The sequence below is a fragment of the Maridesulfovibrio sp. genome (genome assembly GCF_963678865.1).
Lineage (GTDB): Bacteria > Desulfobacterota > Desulfovibrionia > Desulfovibrionales > Desulfovibrionaceae > Maridesulfovibrio.
The window spans coordinates 2788811-2809134 of sequence record NZ_OY787459.1 but is presented as its reverse complement, the minus strand read 5'-3'; the positions used below and the strand labels follow the sequence as shown (position 1 = coordinate 2809134).

At 43.5% G+C, this 20324-nt stretch carries 15 protein-coding genes; 2 read left to right on the top strand and 13 right to left on the bottom strand.

Annotated elements, in window-relative coordinates:
- Nucleotides 1–12: 12 nt before the first annotated feature.
- The 11 genes from ACKU41_RS12885 to ACKU41_RS12835 form a co-directional block, all read right to left on the bottom strand.
- Nucleotides 13–540: a winged helix-turn-helix domain-containing protein gene (locus tag ACKU41_RS12885; protein WP_321401319.1), complete on the bottom strand. Its 528-nt coding sequence runs from the start codon at nt 538–540 to the stop codon at nt 13–15.
- A 125-nt stretch (nt 541–665) separates the two neighbouring features.
- Nucleotides 666–1700 (bottom strand): GNAT family N-acetyltransferase, encoded by a 1035-nt coding sequence (locus ACKU41_RS12880; protein ID WP_321401317.1) that lies wholly within the window; start codon nt 1698–1700, stop codon nt 666–668.
- A gap of 97 nt (nt 1701–1797) precedes the next feature.
- The gene (locus tag ACKU41_RS12875) at nt 1798–2667 is read right to left on the bottom strand and encodes a polysaccharide deacetylase family protein (protein ID WP_321401315.1); all 870 of its coding nucleotides are present in this window, start codon (nt 2665–2667) and stop codon (nt 1798–1800) included.
- A 191-nt stretch (nt 2668–2858) separates the two neighbouring features.
- Nucleotides 2859–3866, bottom strand: coding sequence for a Gfo/Idh/MocA family oxidoreductase (locus tag ACKU41_RS12870; RefSeq protein ID WP_321401313.1), 1008 nt, complete (start codon nt 3864–3866; stop codon nt 2859–2861).
- A 157-nt stretch (nt 3867–4023) separates the two neighbouring features.
- Nucleotides 4024–6072: an acyltransferase family protein gene (locus ACKU41_RS12865; RefSeq protein WP_321401311.1), complete on the bottom strand. Its 2049-nt coding sequence runs from the start codon at nt 6070–6072 to the stop codon at nt 4024–4026.
- Between the two features lie 118 nt (nt 6073–6190).
- Nucleotides 6191–8368: a hypothetical protein gene (locus ACKU41_RS12860; RefSeq protein ID WP_321401309.1), complete on the bottom strand. Its 2178-nt coding sequence runs from the start codon at nt 8366–8368 to the stop codon at nt 6191–6193.
- 123 nt (nt 8369–8491) lie between these two features.
- Complete coding sequence (locus ACKU41_RS12855) at nt 8492–10609, bottom strand: STT3 domain-containing protein (RefSeq protein ID WP_321401307.1); 2118 nt, start codon at nt 10607–10609, stop codon at nt 8492–8494.
- A gap of 40 nt (nt 10610–10649) precedes the next feature.
- Nucleotides 10650–12131: a GspE/PulE family protein gene (locus ACKU41_RS12850; protein ID WP_319777779.1), complete on the bottom strand. Its 1482-nt coding sequence runs from the start codon at nt 12129–12131 to the stop codon at nt 10650–10652.
- A gap of 12 nt (nt 12132–12143) precedes the next feature.
- Nucleotides 12144–14180 (bottom strand): type II secretion system secretin GspD, encoded by a 2037-nt coding sequence (gene gspD / locus ACKU41_RS12845; RefSeq protein ID WP_319777778.1) that lies wholly within the window; start codon nt 14178–14180, stop codon nt 12144–12146.
- Nucleotides 14181–14334: 154 nt separating this feature from the next.
- Nucleotides 14335–14787, bottom strand: coding sequence for a JDVT-CTERM system glutamic-type intramembrane protease MrtJ (gene mrtJ / locus ACKU41_RS12840; RefSeq protein WP_319777777.1), 453 nt, complete (start codon nt 14785–14787; stop codon nt 14335–14337).
- Nucleotides 14788–14881: 94 nt separating this feature from the next.
- Nucleotides 14882–15913 carry a glycosyltransferase family 9 protein gene (locus ACKU41_RS12835; protein ID WP_321401303.1) on the bottom strand — a complete coding sequence of 344 codons (1032 nt, stop codon included), beginning with the start codon at nt 15911–15913 and terminating at the stop codon, nt 14882–14884.
- A gap of 303 nt (nt 15914–16216) precedes the next feature.
- Here ACKU41_RS12835 and ACKU41_RS12830 point away from each other — a divergent pair, with 303 nt between their 5' ends.
- Nucleotides 16217–16798, top strand: coding sequence for a hypothetical protein (locus ACKU41_RS12830; RefSeq protein WP_321401301.1), 582 nt, complete (start codon nt 16217–16219; stop codon nt 16796–16798).
- A 217-nt stretch (nt 16799–17015) separates the two neighbouring features.
- Nucleotides 17016–17990, top strand: coding sequence for a ketoacyl-ACP synthase III (locus tag ACKU41_RS12825; RefSeq protein WP_321401300.1), 975 nt, complete (start codon nt 17016–17018; stop codon nt 17988–17990).
- 68 nt (nt 17991–18058) lie between these two features.
- Here the strand turns inward: ACKU41_RS12825 and cysC are convergent, their stop codons facing one another.
- Nucleotides 18059–18658: an adenylyl-sulfate kinase gene (gene cysC / locus ACKU41_RS12820; protein WP_321401298.1), complete on the bottom strand. Its 600-nt coding sequence runs from the start codon at nt 18656–18658 to the stop codon at nt 18059–18061.
- A 5-nt stretch (nt 18659–18663) separates the two neighbouring features.
- Complete coding sequence (locus tag ACKU41_RS12815) at nt 18664–20310, bottom strand: mechanosensitive ion channel family protein (protein WP_321401297.1); 1647 nt, start codon at nt 20308–20310, stop codon at nt 18664–18666.
- Nucleotides 20311–20324 lie beyond the last annotated feature (14 nt).

Here is a 20324-nt window from a genome sequence, read left to right as displayed (position 1 = left end):
AGTTATATGTTTTTAGACAACCTTCCAATTGGGTCGCCTTAAATAAATATCACTTGTGTCATCAAATTCTTGAGTATTAAGAACCATGATTCGTATTTTGCGTTTGATTGCTTCTTCTGCTTTTGAGCAAAGATCGCCGATACGGTCGAAATTGGTATCATCACCAATAATTAGCACGTCAATGATTCCAGAGTCGATTCCTTTGGCATAGTCGTCGAGAATATAAACCGACTCTACATCTCCGATAGTAGAAAGGATGTATTCAAGAATCTGGTCAATTCCAATATATTTGCGGACGATAGAACTGATTTCAGGAAAGAATGGGTGAGAAGAGTTGGCGTTGTAATAGATGTAACGCCCCTCTTTTTTCTTGTTTAGATATCCAGCCTCGCTCAAACCATCTAGTTCTTCTTTCATGGCATTGGGTGAGACATCAAATTCAGCTGCTAATTCCCTGAGATACGAAGAAACATCAGGGTTTAGAAACAGCTTGAGCAGCAGCTTGATTCGGGTTTTAGATGTAAATAGTTCTTTGAGCATGATGTGAGTTTGTTAGGTTATTCTGAACAAACTGTCAAACCATATCCCTGCATACATTTAACGGGATATGTGATTCATATGAATTAAGACAACAACTAAACAACACAGAAAAAGACCGCCCCTATCTAAGAGAGCAATTTAGCTGCAATTTTAGCCAATTTATCTTTTTTGGGTATCAAATCAAATTTCGCCATGGGGTATTCCAAATATGATCCTCCCCATTTCTTTTTAAAAAACAGTATACTGGCATCTTTTGACTTTTCTTCCGGAGAGGGATTGACCCCGGCAAGATCATAATATTTGGCACCCAGTCTTTTGGATTCGGTTATGAGTGTCCAGTGAAGGATATCTTGAGCCGGATATTTCTTTTGCACGGAAAAACCCAAAATACCGGATGAAATTTCTCTTGAGACTCCATTATGCACGATCAGACCTATGCATCCCAGAGGAGTGTCATCAGCGTATGCCACATAATAGTGATATCCTTCTTTAGAGTCGCTCCATAAGGCCTCATGTGCAGGATAAGCAACAAAACCTTGTTCTTTTTTTGCTGCTTGCAGGGTGGGAATAAAAATATTGGCAAATTCTTCATATGTTTCCATTCGCCGCACACTGACGCCCATTTTTCCTGCTTTGCGTACCCTATTACGCGCTCTTGATGATATTTTCTTAAAAATCAATTCCTCATCAGGAGCTAAATCCACAAGAAAAGTTCCCCACTTCTTCGTTACAAAACCATTGTCCATCAGGACTTCAGTCTTATCGAAGCGGGGCAGTTTATGCATGTAACAAGGAATATACTGTATATTTGTCGCTATGTTCCGATATGCTATTTTTTTAATCAACTTCAAAAAAGCTGTATAAACAGATGAATCAGCTTCCACTTTGCAAATCGGCCCGAACAGGCACTCTATGTACGGCAAAACTACTTTTTTCTTACCTGTAAATAGGTTGTAGTAATACCTTTTCATTATCAAACCTTGAGCATGCAAAAAACCATTTTTATAAATACGAACGTAATATGGCTTAGCCTCTTCAGTTTCCTTCAGCATTTTGGCCCAAGAAGAAGATTGATAATATGATGAGTGAGCAACGGTGCTTCTATTCCAAGAATCCCAATCAAAGGGGGCTTCATTTGTACATTCAATTTTTATACTCATCATTATTCCTTACACGTATTCAATATAGTTATTATTTAAATATTTGTCTTATATTCACAACAAAAATGCATCGATAAATAAATTACTGACAAAAACACTAAAATATCAAATCTCTATAGAGCAAAGTCTTAATGTTATGTTGATTAATACTATCTAACACCCTTTCAAGTTTGTTATTCACCACGATGTCATAGGGATCAAAATAGTGAGTAAGAAAAAGATTATGCTCTTTGACAACCTCAATGGTTGCATCAAACTCTTCAACAAAAAGGTTATCATCGCCAAGAAATGGATTATTTTTGCGGAGCATATTCCATGAATCAAAAATCGCAAGTGGAAAGTGCAGGCTGCAGCCAGTGGGGATCTCAATTATTCCGTGAGAATGCACTGAGGGCGCACCAAAGCCCTTGTAAGCGCAAGCTGCTGTTGAACTGCTGTATTTGTACCCCAGCTCGGACAGGATCGGGTAGACACTTTCAGTGTGGAGATTTCCATAATGAGGAGTCCTGAAACCAATACAATCTATCCCAAGTATTTTTTGGAAAACCTCATGGGCCTTTTCTATTTCAGATTTTTGTTCTGCATACGATAACTTATTAAAATAACGATCAGGAGCCCAGTGCGGGTTGTCGGGGTGCGTATATGTATGATTTATTATCTCATGCCCTTCATCCACTGCCCGCTTATGAATATCTGGATATTTCTCAACGAATTTACCTATTACAGCAAACCCGGCCTTGATGTCATTTTCTTTCAGCATATCCAACAGATATGGAAAAGCCTCAATATCCTTTTCAAAATCAAAATCAAAGGTCAGTGCATATGTTGCATTAGCGCAAGGATTTACCTGTTGGCTCATAAACCGGACAAAATATTGTTCCGGACAAGTAGCATGGATAATTTTACGCAAAAAATAAGCAGCATACCTATTCTTCACAGGACCGTGAAATGGAACCCATCTCATCATTTTGAAATCCATTTGTTTACATTACTAGTGATCATTGAGTTTGCTTGCCTGAAGAAACTCATTTTTTAGTTGCTCAAAACTAAACTGTCAAATCAAGAGGACAGGCATTAGCATCTTCTCTTGATTTGACAGTTCTTTTTCAAGCGAAACCGCTTACCTAAAAGACGGTCATAAGATCAAATTGGGATAGGTTATCTGTGGTCTATTTTTTTGCATCCACAATTGTACTTGCTATCAACAATCCGAAGAGCCAGATTTAGAGCTTCAAGTCCATCTTCGCCTGTGACGAGCGGAGTCAAATCATTCTCACAACAATTGAGAAAAGATTCTATTTCAACACGAAGAGGCTCTCTCTTTTCAACCCTGAACCGGGTAAAATCACCTTCTGCAACACCAAACTTGGCTTTAAACCAGTCACTCTGATTTTCATTCTGCTCAGCTGCGTAGTTTGAGTTAAAGGTCAAGTTCTGATTGAGATAATCTACAGTGAACATGCCATTCTCACCGGTGACAGAAATTTCACGAATTTTGGTTGGTGTTATCCAGTTAACATCCAGAATGCCGAGAATTTCATTTTCAAAACGCAACAAACCGAAAACAATATCCTCATTGTCAGTATTCATTACTTTTGAAATTTCAGCTGTCATTGAATGAACTTCAGACTGGGCAATGTAACGCATCATATCAAGTTCATGAGTGGCGAGGTCGCTTGCTACCCCGACATCAGTAATACGTCCGGGATAGGGAGACTGGCGTCTGGAGTGAATGGTAAAAATGCGTCCCAGCTGACCATCGGCAAGTCTTTCTTTCAGCTGAGTCACGGCAGGGTTAAAACGCTCGATATGACCGACTTTGAGGACACGCCCTACTTCCTTTGCCTTGACAATCATTTCCCTTGCCTGTTCTACAGTCTTGGCAATGGGCTTTTCAACCATGACATGTATTCCCGCATCAAGGCAATCCATGGTAGCCTGGTGATGAAGGGAAGTCGGCAGTGCGATTGTCACTGCATCAGGTTTTTCTTTATCAATCATTTCCCGGTAGTCAGAATAACCGCGACCACCATAGAGTCCGCAAAGCCGTTCAGTCTGAGCTTCATTCTGGTCAACAACACCGACCAGCTCAGAATTCACTATGTCAGAATAAAGCCTAACGTGGTGCTGGCCCATAGCACCGGTACCAATTACTGCTGTTTTCATTTTATATTCCTTATTTATATAACAAAATTATCTTTAAAGTGCCTTAACTAATCTGTCTCGCATAACAAATTTTAGTATCTTATATGCCCAAGCTTCTAATAAACTTAAGCTGTAAAGGCAACAATAGCCTTTTTGTCTAAAAGACATATCCAAAACACTACTTGCTATTTGTTTTTATAGCTCTTTGCAAAGGATTCCCAAAACTGTCTACCCATTTTTCTCCCAAAAGCTTTGCACCAAGCGAATTTAGATGATTACTATCAGCATATAATGGAATACCTGCAATAACCGGAGAGAATTGCCCATCTTTAACATAATTCTGCAGTATATCTTTGGGATCGATAACAATCACAGGCGGAAACTCCGACTTTATCCTGTCAATCGCGGAATCTTCATATTTATGACGGTTAATTATGTTTACCCAAGGATAGGTTGTCTTAAGATGAGAATTAAATAATAAATTTTTCATATAATTTTTAGACAGGTTTGTCTTAAGATAGGGAACATCTTTAAATATGATAGGTACTACGCCATTATCAACAAGAAATTTAACTGTATCATATAAGCCGAGATAAAAACTTTTCTTATTATCATCCAATATGTCCAAACCCTGCACAACTTTATCATGCACCATATGTTCAGGATGATCAGTGTTTGAATAGATTCTAGATGAATAAAATGCAGCAATAAAGACATATTTAATTTTTTTATCAATGATTAATTGGCGCCAATAATTGTTCATTTCACGTTTATCTTTGCGCAGAACTTGATTACCATAAACATCAGGAACATAATAATCTACATTAAGTAAAAATGGAGTACTATCTCTTGAAATTTGCAATCCTTTGATTCCAAATGGCTGGCATAACAACTCAACAAATGGACGTATTGCTGTGGAATGAGAATCGCCTACAAGTAGTGCGCTGATAGCCTCAGGACGATCATACCCCCAAATTGTATTCTTATTTTCTTTATGCTCATCAGTTGGCGAGCTCTTACCAAGTTGCGCTTCCAGATATGAATTTTCAATCATTGAATAGGACTGAACAGCTTTTCGGGTTGTTCCGGCGTACCTGTTGAGAAAACCGTCCTCCAAAGAGGCTTCCATATATAAAAAACTTAAACCAATAGGCAGAATCACGAAACCTAGAAGTGCCTTTCTAAATGATATCTTTGCTTTTCTGAATGGTTTTTCCACACAATAATATGAAATGATGGATAGGACAAAACTCAGTAATAACGCGGGGTAACGATATTTATCAACAGAATGTCCCGAAAAAGCCAGCAATGAAAAAATAGGCCAATGCCAAAGATACAGCGAATAAGAAATTTTACCTATTCCGACAAAGACGCGCGAAGATAAAATCCCCGAAACTAGAGAGCGATCTCTCCGAAAGGGAAGTATCAGCAACAAAGTTCCAAGACAGGGAACCAATGCATTCAAGCCCGGATAGGCAAGCCCACCTTTATAAGCGAACGCTGCATATAAAAGTAAAGATATGCCTATAACATGACAAATATTAACAAAATGTTTTTCTAGTATTTTATCCAGTGCAATAGGTTTACGGAAAAGAAGTGCAGCCATCGCCCCCATAAACATTTCATAAAATCGAGCCGGGATCATGTAAAAAGCAAATTCAGGGTATTTAACCAAATATTGCGAAAGAATAAGGAGAAAAACAAAGACTGAGAACAGAATTTTGGTGTGGAATCGTTTGGGAATAAAAGTGTAGGCTAAAAGAAGTAATGTAGGCCAAATAGCATAAAATTGTTCTTCAACAGACAACGACCAAGTATGGGTTAATGGAAATTCCTTTGAGTACCCTCTCCAATATCCACCGAAATATCGCCATAAAAAAAAATTAGAACAATATGAGAGTGTTGCAAACTGAGCTTTAGCATAATTTATCAACTCGTATGGCATAAGCATCTTATGTGCGAAATACGAAGTGCTAGAAAGCACAATAAGCAAAGCCGGAAGCAAGCGCTTGATCCTGCGCAGATAAAATTTTCTAAAACTGAATATCCCACGGTCAATTTCGTTAACCATTATCGAAGTAATCAAGTACCCCGAAATAACAAAAAAGACATCTACACCGATAAATCCACCTTTAAACAAAGCGAATTGCGCATGAGATAAAACAACAAGCAACACTGCAACAGCGCGCAAACCGTCGATATCTTTACGGTATGGAATAACACTCATATCAAACTTTCTTAACTCACAGACAAAAACTGAATCAATATTATACTAAAAAAGAGAGCCGACCCTAAGGCCGGCCCTCTATATTTATCTACGTGGATTTAATCCAGTAGGCTGGTGCTTACTTGAAGCGGCTACGTACGATAGCAACCATGGGAGCAAGCATCAGGAGCAGCCATTCCAGACCGAAGCCAGCTGCGGGGTTGAATACACAACCGGAGGAGCTGGAGCTGGATGTGCCGCCAAGTCCGAGGATAACCGGGTCAGAAATCTGAACCGGAACAGTGCTACCCTTGTTTTCAGTATTGTTGGTGTCGTAAGAACCGTTGTTCTTTACAACCCAGTTTACATAGTAGGTCTGATCTGCAGAGAGTTCGGAATTAGAACCCAAGTTGGTGTTACCGTCAGCAGAGGAAATCCACCAGATACCATCAGTGGTAGTTGAAGGAGTTTCAGAGTAGGCAAGACGGTGAGAAGTAGCACCATCAGTCATGAGCTTGTAAAGATTAAGTCCGGAAACTCTACCAGCAACACCAGTCATCTGGAAAGAAGCAGTGTAGTAGAATTCCTGACCGGGACCCATCTTACCCTGAGAGGTAAGCTGGTAACCTTTAACGTCAGTCAAAGGTACGAAGTCAGAAGGAATACCGGTCCATTCAGCACGAAGAGCAGCCTTGGTGTAACCGGTGGAGTTGGTGCGGAGAGTACCTACAGCGCCAGTGAAGTCAGCCAGGGATGCGTTGATCTGGTAAGCGGAACCAGCATTGGTGATTACAGAGGTAGTAGCGGAAGTGGGGATCAGGAAAGCAAGAGTGCGGTAAGCAACAGTGCTCTGACGAGTCTGAGCATTAGCAACGGTAGTACCGGTCATGTGGCTTTCGAAGATACCTACAGCAAAGGTATCATCAGCAGATCTTTTACCGTAGAAGTAACCAACTTTATCACCAGCGGTGTCATAGAAGGTAGCGTTGGTCTGAGCGATTTTAAACTGAGAAGTAGAAGCTACATTGATGGTGTAACCGTCAATGTTTGCTTTACAACTATCAATGTTCTGGAAGTTTGCACCGGCAGCTGCAGGAGCTTTAACAAACCAGTTATGAGAAGCACCGGTGAGTTCCATGTTATTATCAACTCTGAACTGCATCAGACCAGCAGTAGCGTTACCAGCTTCCTGATTAGCTTTACCGGAACCGGTGAACACAGTGGTGAAACCTTTGTTCCTGAGGTAGTCATTGGAAAGGTTGCTTCCGCTCTTGATCATGACAGCGAAGCACTTCTGGTTGGCAGCAGTAACAAAACCGGAAACCATGTTCTGGTCTGCGTTGATGGTAGCGTTCTGGAAGAGGTAGAAAGTGCTAGCAGTCTTGGATGCAGCGGTTTTACCAGCTTTTCTTGCTATCTGGAGGTTACCGCCAGCAGCATTTTTATAAGTAGTAGCGTTGAAGTATGCCCAAGTGGACTCATCAACATTATCAGTGGAGTTCAGGATGTAGTATCTAGCCTGAGCGTTACCGGTAGTAGAAGTGGTGCTGTAGTCGGAGTTGATCTTAACCTGACCAAAGATAACTACAGGATCGTTCTGAGCAACACCATATGCATAGTAATCCCAGGTAGCACCATCAGCGATAGCGAGGTCACCGGAAGTATTCAGGAAAGTACCGTTCTGGTAAACCATGCTCATGGAGAGACCGGAACCAGTGGTAGATGCGTTCTGGAGGGCAGTAGCACTATGCGCGGTCATGTTGTTGGTTGCGTTAGTGATACCAACCATCATCTGGTAACCGGACACAGGCACAAAGTATGTGGTTGCGTTCAAGGTGGAGTTAACAGGAGCGAGGGTGGCAAGGCCGCCAATCTTCTGACCTGCTGTAGCACCAGCGGTAACATCAAAAGTCAGGAAAGGTCCTTTAGCGTTGGTAGCAATGGTAGCGTTACCGAGGGAGCCTGTAAAAGTCGTGGAACCGTTGGCGAAAACTACTGTACCGTTAAAAAAAGCCTTTCTGCTAGGAACATCCCAGGATGCGTTAACATGAAAGAGGTCTTTTTTGTAGTAGGTAGGGCTGGTTTCAGATTTGAACATAACCATTCTGCCCCAAGATTTAGCAGAAGCGGCTGTACGCAGGCCTGTAGCGTTAACGCCGAAACCCGTATAGAACATCTGGGTACCATTGAAGTTGTTACCATAGACAGCATTGCCCATGGAACCGTTGTAGTACGCAGGGAACTCAGCGGTCAGCGCGAAAGCACTGGAAGCGCAGAGTACGAGCAGTACTGTAAAAATACCGATAAGTTTTTTCATAGTGAAAAAATCTCCATGTTTTGCTTGTGAGCACACCGAAAACCCCATGCCTACGGTACGCAGCACAACTTTATGAATCCTCAATACAAGATATTATCAAGAAAAACAAGCCAAAATCTTTCATTAAATTACTTCATAAATCCTGACCAAGGGAAAACCTTCATAAACCAACTTGAACTTCCCTTTAATTTCAGGACTGGACGGGTTCATCAGCAACAGCCTGAACAGAAGACTGTTCCTAGCCATATCATTAACTAAATAGCCTTGCCCGACATATTTATTATAGACCAAAAATGGAGCTTCAGATTCAGGATAAACTCTACTTTCGCCCATTCCCAAATATGCTACATCGAACCCAGAAATCGGGAGAGACGCACCGTCACCAAAGACAAGACGTCCTGCATCTTTATCAAGGCTGAATGCTGTGTTGACAGTACTAATATTCGGATGAACCCCCTGTCCGGTCAGCAAATCGCAGGACCCGTAATACAATATCCAATATGCGAGACGCACATCCGACCAAGTGGTGACTATGTATTGCTTGGGAGTATCCTTGAATCCGTAATCCTTAAAACCAAAACTGCGGACTAGTCCGACAACGTCCTCAGCTGGCATTTTGCTCCATGTAGTTGATGGCCCACCTTTTTTTGAAGCCGCATACTTAATAAACTGATTAGCCTGCATAAAAGAAGGAGTCGTATAAGCAAAAGCAAGAGGAAAAAGGGTCGTACCGCCATGGTTGCTGCCGTCAGCAAAAGAATTTTGACCAGTAAAATACATGGTTGCATAACCCCAGTCCCACCATGTCCAGAAGGTACTGTTTTGAGGTGTAATACCGGACATTGCCTTCAAAGCCTTAGCATGTTCCTGGTAAATTATTGGAGTAGGCATTGCCTGACTATATCCAGGGAGAATGCTGACCATCAAATAAATAATCAAAACAGCTGATGCACCTGCTGAACAAAAAACTTTCTGCTTACCAAGCGTGACAAATTTAAAAATCAGCCAGTACAAAAAGTAACAACCTCCAAGACCGACAGCTATACCGCCGAACATGGCAAATCTGCCGCCAAGCTTGACCGCTGCAATAGTCATAACCGCAAAAGGCAATAAAAGCAGGACTTGAGGACGGCGAGCCAACAAGAACAGAAAGCCGAACAACCCGAAACAGGAGAGATACATATTGCCGGTCAGGTCATTCAATAAAGCAGCAAATTGAATATTCTGAGCTTCGATAACACTCTGTCCGATACTGGGATAATGAAGCTGGGCCACACTTTCCTGTGCAGCATCTGAAATAGGCTTCAAGTATGACTGCATTTTAGAAAATAAATTAATCAGCAATACCCCTGCATCGCTCAAAACCAACGCAACCAAAACAATAAAGAGATAAAAATACACATTCTTAAAAACGTGATATTTTTGAATATCAATTTTGATCAGTGCGGCAATAAACAGAATTGAAAGGGCCCCGCCAATCCAACCGAACAAAGCGGGCAGGACAAATAAAGTGATTCCTCGCAATAAAATAGGACGATTCTCTTTGCTACCACAAATAAAAACAAGGAATGTAGCAGCAAAAATAGTATATAAGCCGAATGAAAAAACATCTGTGTGCCACAACTTTCCAAAGCTGACAAAAAAACCACCTATAACAGGGAGAAAATATTCGAACATCGTGGGTTGAAAGGATTGAATCTTTACATCATCAGGTAGCCATCTATTTCTGATCCCCCGATTCAGCCAGAAAATCATTAAGAAAGAAATGATCAGAGGGAAAAGAAGGGTAACAACATCAGTATCGTAATAGCTTAATCTAGTCCTGTAATAAAACATTGGGATAGAGGTGGCAAATACTCCGGCACAAAATCCAAGCCAGGGGCCACCAAGAAGCATCCCCCATGCAAATGCGGCAACAGCGGTAAATCCAGCAAAAACAACAGGCAACCAAAAAGCGATATTACCGTAAGGTGCCCCGGTGACACTTCCCAGAACCCTGACCAATCCGGCCATGGGATTATCTACCGCACGCCCTACACCTTTAGCTCCAGCCAACCATGCGTATGCATCATGAGTTCCCAAAATATACTCACCGTCAACCATAAATGCCGGATTATCCCATTTCGGTAACTCCATCGCCCGCAATCCAAATGCAAACGCGAAGCAAAGAAGCGCAAATAAAACTAAAATCTTCCAGTCGGAAAACCATTTGGAATTATGGGATTCATCACGAGTATTCATATCGATACACCTATGAGTATTTATTGAGGAATTGCAGAAGCTAAAGTTTGGTAACGCGGACAACTTCTTCAAGGGTGGTAACCCCTTCTTTGACCAGCCGCACACCGTGATCAATCATTGTTTCACGGCCCATTTTTTTTGCGTAAGACTTAATCTGGTCAGAAGAAGCCATTTCCATAATCAGGCCACGCATATCTTCGGTGACCGGAATAAGCTCATAAACACCCCTACGTCCGCTGAATCCGGTGAAGTTGCAATGCTCGCAACCGGCTCCGGCAATCTGAGTTGCAGGCAGACCTGCTGTTTCTTCAAAGAGTTTGTGAGTATTCTCTGACACATCCACAGTTCTGGAGCAGTGCTTACAGTTAACGCGCACCAGCCGTTGGCCGAGCACTAAAGAAAGTGATGAGGCCAGCAAAAACGGTTCAATGCCCATATCAAGCATTCTAGTCACTGCGGTAGCGGCATCATTGGTATGCAAAGTGGATAGAACAAGGTGACCGGTAAGCGAAGCCTGAACAGCGGTACTGGCTGTTTCCTGATCTCGAATCTCACCGACAAGGATAATATCCGGGTCCTGCCTGAGAAATGAACGAATGGTAGTGGCAAAAGTCATCCCCGCAGCCTTGTTGACCTGCACCTGGTTTATCCCGGATAACTGGTATTCCACCGGATCTTCAACGGTAACGATATTTTTATCGTCGCGGGGAAGTTCGCTCAGACCGGCATAAAGACTGGTGGTCTTACCGGATCCTGTCGGGCCGGTGACAAGCACGATACCGTGGGGCTGTGCAAGGACCTTCCTGAAGAGTTCAAGGTCCGGACCTTTCAGGCCCAGATCTTCAAGATTAAGAATATTCTTGGAGCGGTCCAGAACACGCAGAACTGCTTTCTCGCCGCTCATGGTGGGAATAGTGGAAACACGGACATCAACTTCTTTTTGCCCTAGTTTAAGGAAAATTCGACCATCCTGCGGCTTACGGCTCTCGGCAACGTCCATTTCACCCATAACTTTAATACGGGCAATAACTGTAGACTGGAGTCCTTTGTCCAGACGCTTGACCGCTTTCAGCACCCCATCCTGTCGGTAACGAACCACAAAACCGTTACCTTGACCTTCGAAGTGAATATCACTGGCTCCGGTGGAAATAGCCTGATGCAAAGTTTTATTGACGAGCCGGACAATGGGGGCATCATCATGCGACCAGCCCAGCAGATCCTGACCATCTTCTCCTTCTCCGTCACCAGAATCAGATTCAATGGCACTTTCTTCTTCCCAAATGGTAAGTGCCTGCTCAAGCAAAGGAAAGAACTCTTCTTCTGCAACAATTTCAGAAACAACATTTTTACCCATTTTCCAAGCCAAAAAATCCGCCATAGGTAAAGAAGATTCATTTTGCAAAAGAAACTTAATCTCCTTATCCCGCACCTCAACAGGAATAAATTCATTCCGCTGTGGAAAGGTCAGAAACAGGTCTACAATCTCACGCGGGACCATATTCAAATCATAAGAAGTACTCAATTTACAGCCCTGCTAACCATCAGAAGATTTGCTGACATTGTCTATATCTGATTGGTCTGAATCGTTTTTATATGTATTGAATTCTTTATCAATAAAAGTCTCAAACCGTTTACGCTGCTTGCGGTACTTATCCATTTTAGCCTTGCTGATAGCCTCAAGCTGTTCAGTTGTCCTGATTATGCGGGCAGAAAGAAAAACCATCAGGGTCTGCTTATTCCCACTGTTTCCGGTAGTCTTGAAGAGCCAACCCAATAACGGCAAATCGGAAAGATACGGCACGCCGGAATCGGTCCGGGTCTGGTCCGATTTTATCAAACCGCCGATAACCATGGTGGAACCATCAGCGAGCAGAACAGTTGTATCTGTCACACGGTCATTGGTGATGGGCAGTTCCGTAACAGTGCTGGAAGAAGAAATTGTATTATAAGTCTGGTAAACATTAAGCTTGATCAAGCCGTCTTCACGGTTGATGCGTGGGGTGATCTTCAGTTTGATACCGACATCCTTGTAAGAATAGGTAGAAACAACAGAATCGCCGGAGGTTGAGCTTTCACCTGTTTTGTAGGGTCTGTTCTCACCCACAAATATTTCCGCTTCAGCATTGTCAAGGGTCATGATCTGAGGAGCGGAAATCAGGTTAAAATCAGTGGCTGATTTGGTAAAATCCACTAATGCCCCGATTGTCGGGAAAGACTTACCTGCGTAAGAAATAGTGTCCCCTAGCACCCCCATGGAGTAACCTCCTGGAGAATTGGTTGCGGGGTTTGATGCGTAGGAAGTAAGCGTACTGCCTGTTGTTTTCTTGTAGCCCAGAGTCGCTACGCTGCCACCCATATCAATTCCGCCCTGCCATTCAATACCAAAAGACTTGGCATTAGTAAGGGTGGTCTCGAGGACAAGGGCTTCGATATAAACCTGATCCTGAGCCTGATCCAGTTGGTCCACAAACTTGTCAATCTGGGGCATCTGATCGGCACTGGCCATTACAATCAAAGTATTCGTAGTTTCATCAGCTGAAACCTGGACATCGGAAGAACCGGAAGTTCCTGACGTAATAGATTTTGCAGCACTGGAAGATGCAGTAGAACTTGAAGCACCTGATTTTGTTCCGCTTCCTCCTTCGGCGGAACTACTGGAAGAAGGTATTCCTCCACCGGTCACAAGACTTTTCAATACATCACCGGCAACAACCGCTTCAATATTGTGCAATTTGTAAATTTTCATTTTGGAATATGAATCACTGGAACGGTCTAGCTTTGAAATAAGACTTTTGATCGTTTGAATCTGACCGGCACTTCCAGAAACCAACAAGCTGTTGGCCCAGTCAAGGGATTCGATTACCGGAGGAGTTCCTGATTTTCCGGATGAAGATAATTTTTTATAAAATGATGTCAGTTTATTCGCGACAACTTTGGAACTCGTCTTTTCCAATTCAATAAGTGTGGACTCCTGCTTGTCGCCTGCCCGCTTGAGGATTCCCAACAACGTTTTCATTTTATTAACGTTGTCCTGCAAATCCATGACCATTACCGCATCAGCCATAGGAACAGGAGTAACTTTCCCTATACGAGACTTTATCTGGGTCAGGACAGCCTGAACTTTTGCAGGATCCATCTTCCCCTCAAGCTGGAACACAGAAGTAATCATCTCCTCTCCGTTCCCTTTCGACGGGGCAGCCTTGACTACCGGAGAAAGTGTTTGGGCCTCCCTGATAGGAAGGATATATGTAACATTATCTTTTGTTACAGCATTAAAACCGGAACCGTTGAGCACTTGTTGAAATACTGCCATGAGTTCCGGTTCAGTGAGGGATTGCCCTGCATAAATACTTACATATGTTCCGGGAAGGGATTCTTTATTGAAGACAATATTGCGTCCGGTGTAGCGGCCGACAAATTTCACAAACTCGGAAAGCAGAATACTCTCAAGATTAGCGTGGACACCATCCCCGCCTTCTGGCTGAGCCACGGCCACAGTAACAGTCATGGCCATAACCAGAACCAGACTTACAACCAATCTACAAAAATTATTAAGCATATTACGCGCCATAATCTCCACCGGAATTCCCGGCAAATCTTTTTTATCTGCATGGAGTCGTCGACAATCCCGTCGACAATCTTAAATTATACACTCATTGAGTTGCATCCCTGCAAACATCCTATACTTGTGAACCCCAGTCAAGCTTTCCGCAATCAGGGTTTGTTTACATAAACTGATAAAACAAAAATGCGTTGTAGGCAAAGTGGATAAGGGTCACTGAAACCAGACTGCGGTATCTTTGCCAGATATATCCGAAAGCAAGCGAAGGGACGAAAGTAAGTAACGCCCAGTGGGCTGGCTGATGGACCAAATGCACGCAGGCAAATGTCAAAGAAGCCAAAAAATTAGCCAGACTGAGTGGCCCTAATTTCCACTGGTATTTAAAAAGACGGTCAATCCCCTCCTGCAGGAGAAACCTAAAAAAGAACTCCTCAAACAACGCTTTGAGAAAAAGAACACCCAACGAAAGCTTAAGGTCAGGTTCCGGCACATAAAGCCCGACAAAACCGAAAGAAAAAAACAAATAAAAAATGGGATCAGTCAGGCTGATTGCCCCCCATTTGAACTGACACCAAATCCCTTTCAAGATTCGGTTTACGATAAAATCATAAACCATATGCTTCTATTTCTACCTAATTATTATATTATTCAAGCACTTGAAAAGGACAAAACCTAATACCCCGCTCAAGAGCCTCCCTCTTGTAGCAGGTTTACACTCTGTCTAAAACCCTTAAAAGCACATCTTCCGGCATAACTTTGGTCAGACATGCCAGATCGCCACGTTCACAGCTTTCATTGCCGCAAGGCTCACAATCTATCCCGGCAACAACGTCCTCGTGTTCGGGAGAAGGAAACCCCCAACCTCCAGAGGACCCCGGCATGACAATACTCTGTGTTCCCACCGCTACGGCAAAATGTCTGGGAGCGGAGCAATTGCCGATATGCAGATCCGCCCGCTCAATCAATGCAGCCATAACCCGCAATGACCCCGGCTGATCAACCATCACACACTTATCGGCAACTCCCGACTCTTTCATTACCTTAGAGGCAACATCCTTTTCTCCGGGTCCGTAAAGAAGAAAAAATTTATACTGCGGACGTTTCTCAGAAATAAGACGAATCAGTTTACCGTAATACTCTTCCGGCCATTTACGGGTGTGTCTTCTATGTGAAGCATCAATAGTAATCAACGGCTCGTCAGCGCCTACTCCCAATGATTTTAAGCAGGCCTCGGCCTCAGCCCGTTCCTGATCGGATACATATATTTTCGGTCTTTCCTGATTCCAATCTATGCCTAGGGGCTTGAGCACTCCGGCTTTATACATTGCGGCATAGCCACCCGGAATATACTCAGGCCAGTTGGTATAGAGCCAACGGTTATACCATGGCGGCCTATCCGCAAGCTTAACCGGAGCATCACTGAAAAGTACCACCCAGCGACACCGTGGCAGTTGCTGAAAATCGACAACAAGGTCATACCCGGACCGTCCAATTTTCCAGTAAAAAGCCAGGGCCTTGAACGGATTGCGCAATCCCTTTTTATTTATCGCCCATACGCGGCTAACCGCAGGATTATTATCAAAAACCTGTGTGCATTTTTCCTCAGTAAGGACATGAATCTCAGCATCAGGGAATTTTTTATGCAGCAGGGAAACAGAAGGAGTAACGAGCACTACATCTCCAATCTGACGCAACTGGCATACTAGAATCTTTTTCGGATCTATGGATGAAATATCTTTCACTTTAGCAGACTCACAAGTCTTGTTTTAAACACAAACGATTGTCGGGAAGGACGGAATTAAGCACAACCGTCAGGCAAAGTCCAGATGAAGTAAAACGGGAATAACGCTTCATACATAACAATAATCGTCCGCAAGTAAACCAGCAGCCAAGCACGGTCAAGCTCGAATAATTCCAGATGCAACTCTGTCCTAACACGGCTAAAATCAACTTTTAACTAAAACAACTTTGACAAAAAGCGCACAGATCAATTAATTTGAAAAGAAGTATAGAATCACAATCACCACTAAAAAGCGGGAGTACTCATGAAAAAACTGACCGTCTGCTTACTTGCCCTGAGTTTAATGATTTTAAGCAGTCCACGTACCGGTCTTTCAGCAGACAAAATGAAAGATACAACCCTGCAGCTTAGTTATACCCCCATTGACATTGATCTCCCCACCTGCCCGGTCAGAATTGCGGTGGTAAAATTCACTGAAAGCAAACCCATCAAAAAATTAGGCCAAAGCAAGCTTTTCAATTACCTCCCGTCGATGGATATCGGAACATGGATGGGAAAAGCTGTCTACGCCCAGCTTCGAGCTAATGGATTTGATGTAGAATATTTCGATACAATGGATGCTGCTGGTGACAAGTTCATTATTACCGGAATCGCCAACAAGGTATACATCAACCGCCCCGGCCAATTGGAAATGGAGTACAAAGTCAGGATTGACGGCATGGTCACAAAAAACAATAAACTCCTTTTCGCCCAGAACTATACTTCCAAACAAAAAAAAGAAATGACCAACACCGGGGACAACGCAGGTAAACTAATGGCCGGCCTGCATGATATTTTCAGTATATTCCTTCCCCAAGCCGTTAAAACAATAAACGACTACAATTAACGACTGTATAACTACCGTCTTGCCCTCCGTCCGGTGTGCTTCGGTTACGCCGGACATTTTATATACACCAAAGAAGGTATATTCTTTGCTTTTATTTGCTTGCCTGCCTCCAGAATAACAGCTATTAGAACCATCCTCGGGTTATCACACTTCCAATTTTCCATGCATATTAACGGCCTTCTCCAGAAGGTGGAATAAGCAATACATTGCAAGAACAATGAATAACTTTATCAATAATATAGAATACTACCTTCCAGAACATACCATTGACTGTCACGAATTGGACAAAACCAAACCTCACTGGCACGTCCGCAATTCACTCCCCAAAACCGGGGTTCGCTACCTGCATCATTCAGCTCAAGACGAAACAACTCTGCAAATGGCCTATAAGGCCGCGTCAAAAGCCCTGGCAGGACTCTCTGAAAAAGAACTGCCCGACACCCTGATTGTCTGCACGCAGACTCCGGATTTTCTGCTTCCTCATGTTTCCGCCTGCCTCCAGCATGAGTTGGGCCTTCCGCCATCTACCAAATGTTTTGATGTCAGCCTCGGCTGCAGCGGTTATTGTTATGGTTTATCAATCGCATACGGATATATGGCTGCCGGGATTTCAGAAAGGGTCTTGTTTGTTACGGTGGACAACTACTCAAAAACTATTGATCCGGAAAATAAAACGTCATTTCTAATCTTTTCCGACGGATCTGCCGCCACTATTCTTGATAAGCCGAAGGTGGCCCCATCATTTCTATTCGGTACCGACGGCAGTCGCTGCCAAGCTATACGCTGCCTGAACTCCGGGATCAGCGTTGTTACCGGTGCAGAGAAGGATGCTCCCATAGCAAAGCCGGACCTTCAAATGGACGGATTCAATGTTTACCAGTTCACCCTAAAGACTATCCCTGCTGAAATCAGAAAACTTGCAGAGAAGGCCGGAACGGGTATGGACGATATTGACCTTTTTGTGTTCCATCAGGCCAGCAACAAGGTTCTTGAATCCCTTGCCTCCAAACTTAACATCCCGGATGAAAAAATGATCCTCGACCTCTACGAGGTGGGTAACACAACTTCATCCTCCATCCCTATCGCTCTCAAAAGGGCTGAACAAAAAGGTATGCTTAATCGCGGAGATAGAATCATGCTCTTCGGTTTCGGTATCGGATTAAGCTGGTCTGGAACAGTCCTGAAATATTAAACAAAAACCTCCCCGGAAAATGATTTTTCGGGGAGGTTTTTACTTTTTATAATATTAAGCAGAGCCAGTTAAGATGTTACTTTTGCCAAAATAAACTCCTCCACCCTTGCCACAGATTCCTCAAGGGACTCCTTATCTGTTTCCACAATCAGGTCCGGGTTTTCTGGAATTTCATATGGGGCTGAAATACCGGTATAATTCTTTATTTTCCCCTCTCGTGCCAGTTTGTAATACCCTTTCTCATCCCTCTCCTCACAAACTTCAAGAGAGCAGGACACGAATACTTCATAAAAATCAGCTTCACCTACAATCTCGCGGGCCATCTGCCGGTATTTCTCCAGCGGAGAGATAAACGCACACATGCAGACTGTCCCATTCTCGATGAACAATCTGCAGACCTCCGCAATACGCCTGATGTTCTCTGTGCGGGCAGCCGGAGAGAAGCTCAAATCACCGCATAAACCATGACGGACATTATCTCCGTCAAAAACATAAGCTCTCATGGAACGGTCAAACAACCTTTTCTCCACTCCATGGGCAATGGTGGACTTTCCTGATCCGGACAATCCTGTGAACCAGAAAACGGCTGCCCTGTGGGCATTAAGGCTTTCCCTGTCCCCGCGCGAAACTTCTCCACGAAACATCTGGATATTCTTTCGGCTGCACATAATTATCAATCCCCAGATTTATGCAGGTAAACTTCCTGCTGCGGGAAAGGTATGACTATGCCTTCAGCATTAAAACGCTTGTAAATATCACGGCTGAGTTCATGGATCAGCCTGCCACGGTCATGAGGCCGTGCAGCCCAGCAAAGCAATTCAAACTCAAGTGCAAAATCACCGAATTCTCGGAATCTGACCCGTGGAGCCGGCTCAGCGATGGCAAGGGAATTGTTCTGGGCCAGTTCCATAAGCACCTCTTCCACCTGATCAACATCTGAGCCATAAGCAACCCCGATCTTGATGCGCACCCTGAAAGACGGATACGGCCTGCTCTGATTGACCACTTTACCATTGGTAATCACCGAGTTAGGAATTGTTATCATGATGTCGTCACGGGTTTGGATTCTGGTACTGCGCATCCCCACAGCCTTAACCTCGCCGCGGTCTCCGTTATCAAGCACTATGTAATCCCCGGCCCTGAACGGACGGTCCATGAAGATGGATACCCCGCCGAAAAAGTTGGCCAGCGTTTCACGGGCAGCCAAAGCAACAGCCACACCCGCAATACCTGCTGAAGCAAAAATAGCTGTGACCGGAATTCCGAAATAACTGCCTACATTGTAGAACAATACAAACACAAGCCCGAAAGAAACAAGTCTGCAGATAAGCTTGATAACATCCGCATCAAGGGCTTCCTCCTTGATTTTTGATGTCACCAATATGCCGCGCATGACAACATCTCCACCAATAAGGATCGCTATGCCTCCGTAAACGGCAAAAATAAACTCCAGCATCATGGTTACAAAGGAAAGCACATCCCCGGTGATATTGATCTGATTATCGACCAAATACTCCAGAAAAACGCATACCAGCATCGCGTAAATAGGGAAAAGCAACCTTTCCAGTCCCCAGTGCCATCCATGAACTTTTGCTTTTAAAGTTCGATGCCAAAGCCAGAAAAGCCACAGGCTAGAGCTTCCCAATAGAAAAAATAAAAACAGTGCCATCCATTGCCATACAGCCTGTCCCATGTAGCCGAGCTTCATCCAGTCTGGAAGTTTTTTTAAAAACCCGTCTGGAATCATCCAGCCTGAAGAATATATATACTGCTCGTAAAAACCTGTATAATCAGGACCTTTATCACTGCGATAAGGCAAATGATTCACCTCATCATAATATTCAGCCAATCGCCGCACGGTTTCAGGGGTAAACAGGTATGAGCCCATGCGCGGGCCATCAGGGCAGCGACCAATAGTTATTTCAGTATGGGGAATTCTCCAGAGCAGGATGTTATTCGCTTTTGCCTCATGCTTGTCCGGGATATCAGTAAGCTCCGGCAACTCAATACGATCCATAATTTCACGCAGACGCAATACGGATTCGATGCTAACATCCTTGAGCAGGGTGGGAGGAACCTGACTGAAATCAAAACAACGTTCCGCACGCTCCATAAACTCTCGGGCCAAATAAAGGTCTTCCTCTGCAGCAGTCGCCGCCGCATAAAGTTCATCGGTATAATGAATAAAACTGGAAAAAGTCGCCCGGGGACTGGAGGTATCCGGCGGTTCCAGAGGAAAAATATTTGAAGCAAAAACAGGCTGCCCCAGCAGGACCAAAAGTATCAAAATGGAAAATAAGCAACGCAGGCTGAATTTCATAAATATCCCCTTTC